This window comes from Faecousia intestinalis (assembly GCF_040096185.1).
GTDB lineage: Bacteria > Bacillota > Clostridia > Oscillospirales > Oscillospiraceae > JAZOXB01.
Genome location: NZ_JBBMFF010000073.1, coordinates 1 through 3,782 on the forward strand (window position 1 = coordinate 1; position 3,782 = coordinate 3,782).

Genomic DNA, 3,782 nt, shown 5'->3' on the forward strand with positions numbered 1-3,782 from the left:
CGAGGCGGCCAACGGCCGACGTGGCAATCTCGGGGAGGCACTCACAGTTCGTACCGGCTGCCGTGAAAACGCTGTGCACCGATTGCGTCTGTAGCGGCGCTCACTGAGCGCCTTTAGCAGTTGCAGGTTTTGAAGTGTTAATTCCGTGGCACAAGACCTTCAAGCTTGTCATTCCGAGGAGCGAAGCGACGTGGGAATCTCTTGCAACCGGTTACGTTTTTTGCCGAGGCCCACTTGTTATCCAACCTGGTACTGCGAGATTGCCACGGGCGCAAAGCGCCCTCGCAATGACAATTCGGGGGCGTTCACCATGATGACGTTACCCTGTACGAGTTGCCAGCGCAGTGCCGGGTCTGGCTGTCCCCGCCCCTACGATCGTTTACTGCGGGCCTGCGCCGTTATAATCATTCGCGGCGGCGGGGACGCCGCGGGCGATGATCTCCAGCGCGGCGTCGGCGGCCCGGGCGGCCGCCTCGGTGATGAGCTTATCCTCCGGGCCGGTGAAATTCGACAGCACCCAGTCCGCCAGATCGTAATCGGGATGCGGCTTCGCGCCGACGCCGATCTTCACGCGGGGGAAGCTCTGGCTGTTCAGCCCGCCGATGATGGACTTGATGCCGTTGTGGCCCCCGGCGGAGCCGTCCGCGCGGATGCGCAGACGGCCGACCGAAAGGGAAATGTCGTCAAACAGAACGAGCACGCGCTCGGGCGGCAGCTTGTAGAACCGCGCCGCGTCCATCACGGACAGGCCGGAGTTGTTCATGAACGTCTGCGGCTTGAGCAGCAGCAGCTTCTCACCGCCTGCGGATGCCTGCGCGGTCAGGCCGCGGAAGCGGGCGCGGTCGATCTTCACGCCGAGCTTTTCCGCCAGCGCATCGACGGCGCGGAAGCCGACGTTGTGCCGCGTGCGGGCATAGTTCAGGCCGGGATTGCCCAGACCCACGACGAGCCAGCCGCAGGCGGGCGCTTTGGAAAACAGCATCAGAACAGGCTCGAGATCGACGTCTCGTTGTAGATGCGGGTGATGGCCTTGGCGAAGATCGGCGAGGCATCGAGCTGGCGGATCTTCTTGCCGGTGTAGTCTGCGGGCAGCGGGATGGTGTTGAGCACCATGAGCTCCTCGATGCAGCTGTCCTCGATGCGCTGCGTGGCGTTGCCGGAGAGCACGCCGTGGCTGGCGCAGGCATAGACGGCCTTGGCCTTGCCGATGGTCTTGATGGCCTCGGCGGCGTTGCACAGGGAACCGGCCGTGTCGACGATGTCGTCAAACAGGATGCAGGTCTTGCCCTCGACGTCGCCGATGATGTTCATGACCTCGCACATGTTGGCGCGCTGACGGCGCTTGTCCACGATGGCAAGGCCCATGTGGACCTTGGCCGCGAACGTGCGGGAGCGGGCGACGGAGCCGACGTCCGGCGAAACGACGCAGAACTCATCGTGGTTGAAGAGCTTCTCGTCGAACTTGGACATATAATAGCGGGTGAACAGCGGGTTGCCGAGCATGTTGTCCACGGGGATGTCAAAGAAGCCCTGGATCTGCGCGGCGTGGAGATCCATCGTCAGCACGCGGTCAGCGCCCGCGCGGGTGATGAGGTTCGCCACCAGCTTGGCGGAGATGGGGTCGCGGCCCTTGGCCTTGCGGTCCTGACGGGCATAGCCGAAGTACGGAATGACCGCGGTGATGCGGCCTGCGGAGGCGCGGCGGAAGGCGTCGATCATGATGAGCAGCTCCATCAGGTTGTTGTTGACGGGCTTGCAGGTGGACTGCACCACGAACACGTCGCAGCCGCGGACGGATTCGTTGATGGAGACGGAGACCTCACCGTCTGCAAAGGCGGTCACGGTGCTGTCGCCGAGGTCCAGCCCCAGTTCGGCACAGATTCCTTTTGCGAAGGGCACGTTGGCATTCGCAGTGAAGACCTTGATCTCTTTTCCGTGAGCAATCATTTCGTTACCTCTCTATTTTCCGAGCGCCGCATCCGCACGGCGCTCAATATTTTGCGAGCGTGATGGGATTATTTCTTGTGCTTTGCGGCCCATTCCTTCTTGTTGGACTGGCGGGCGCGGGCAATGCCGAGCGCCTGCGCGGGGACGTCCTCCGTGATGGTGGAGCCTGCACCGATGTAAGCGCCGCTGCCGACCTGCAGCGGGGCGATGAGGGCGGTGTTGCAGCCGATAAAGGCGCCCTCGCCCACGACGGTCTCGTGCTTCTGCACGCGGTCAAAGTTCGCGGTGGTCACGCCGCAGCCGAAGTTGCAGTTGGCACCGGCCTCGGTGTCGCCGAGGTAGGCCAGATGGGGCACCTGGGTATTTTCGCCCAGACGGGCGTTCTTCAGCTCGACAAAGCTGCCTGCCCGGACGCTGCGGCCAAGCTCACAGCCGCCGCGCACGCTGGCATAGGGGCCGACGACGGCGTCCTGCCCCACGCGGGACTCGCGCACCTGCGAGGCGTTCACCACGGCGCGCGCGCCGATGACGGAGTCGTCGATGACGCTCCACGGGCCGATGACGGCCTCCTCGCCGATGACGGTCTTGCCGCGCAGCATCGTGCCGGGCAGCAGGCGCGCGCCGGGAGCGACGCGCACGGAAGGCTCGACATAGCAGCTGGAGGCGTCATAGATCTCCACGCCCGTGCGGGCAAGAGCCAGCAGGCGGTTGCGCTGCAGCAGGCCCGCGATCTCCGGCAGCTCGGCCGGGGAGGCGACGGAATACATGGCCTGCTCCTCGTTCATGGGGGAGCCGTTGTCCAGCAGGAAGCGGGCAAAGGAGAAATGCTCGTCGAGCGCCTGCATCAGCTCCTCGCGGGAGACGCCGTAGACGCGCGGGAAGCGCCCTGCGGCCTGCGGGGCGAGCTGCGGCAGATAGACGGCCGGGCCGGTGACGACGGTGATGGTGTGCTCCGCGTCCTCTGCGGTGGAAAGGAACACATGCAGCAGGTCCGCGGGATCGCTGTCCATCGTGGTCATGACCTCCGCCTCGGCGGGCAGGCACGCGCGGGCCGCCTCGACATAGCGGTCGTGACAGACCAAAAAGAAGCGCCCGACACCGCTGTCGAACAGAGCGTTCGCCAGCCACGCGAGCAGCGGCGCGCCCATGACGCTCTGCAGCATCAGGGGCTGCGGATATCCGGTTTTTGCCGTATCGTCCGGAATAAAGATCACTGCGGACATTCCAATCATGGCATACGGCTCCTTTCACATGGGAATACGGCTCCATTATATCAAATCTTTCCGCATTCGTCCATATGTTTTCCTCCGGAAAGCAAACAAATTCCTGCGGCGGGCCGTCTTCTTTTTTGTCGGAACCCCATAACGGCATTTTTGAACAGGCCGGGGCACGGCTTCCTGCACAGGCTGTGGAAAACGCCAAAATTTTTGCCGCTTTGTGGGCAAAGTCCCCGGATTTCGGGCGGGGGGACGGCCTGCACAGCCCAAAATCCCTGTGTATAAACCTGTGCAAACTGGGGATAACTCAAGGAAATGTGCACGGGTCTGCAAACAGGGCGCGGGATTATGTCTACCAACGGGGCATGCGCTCCACTTTGCCTCCCCACGCGGCGCAGGCCCGGCTCTGGTGAAATTGCCGAATCGGCCCGACATTTTTCGGCGAAATTTCCCGCCGGATTGTAGCATTTTACTCAGGGTTTATGCTATAATAAAAATCGAACATCTATCGGGCGCGTACGGCCTTTTCGCACGGGCCATTGTAGGGGAGGGGCATGCCCCACCGCAGGCTTTATTATGGCGCGATGGACCTGCCGCTGCTGCCTGATGGCATCGAGG

3 protein-coding genes are annotated in these 3,782 nt (G+C 63.1%); all 3 read right to left on the reverse strand.

Annotation, left to right across the window (positions count from 1 at the left end):
* Positions 1–379: 379 nt before the first annotated feature.
* Positions 380–982: an aminoacyl-tRNA hydrolase gene (pth, locus tag WMO66_RS01075; RefSeq protein WP_349134560.1), complete on the reverse strand. Its 603-nt coding sequence runs from the start codon at positions 980–982 to the stop codon at positions 380–382.
* Entirely contained in the window at positions 982–1,947 is a 966-nt protein-coding gene (locus WMO66_RS01080; RefSeq protein ID WP_349134561.1) for a ribose-phosphate pyrophosphokinase, read from the reverse strand. The genes pth and WMO66_RS01080 overlap by 1 nt, the downstream gene beginning before the upstream one ends.
* 68 nt (positions 1,948–2,015) lie before the next feature.
* Positions 2,016–3,179, reverse strand: a complete 1,164-nt coding sequence (locus tag WMO66_RS01085) for a hypothetical protein (RefSeq protein ID WP_349134562.1) — start codon at positions 3,177–3,179, stop codon at positions 2,016–2,018.
* Positions 3,180–3,782: the final 603 nt, after the last annotated feature.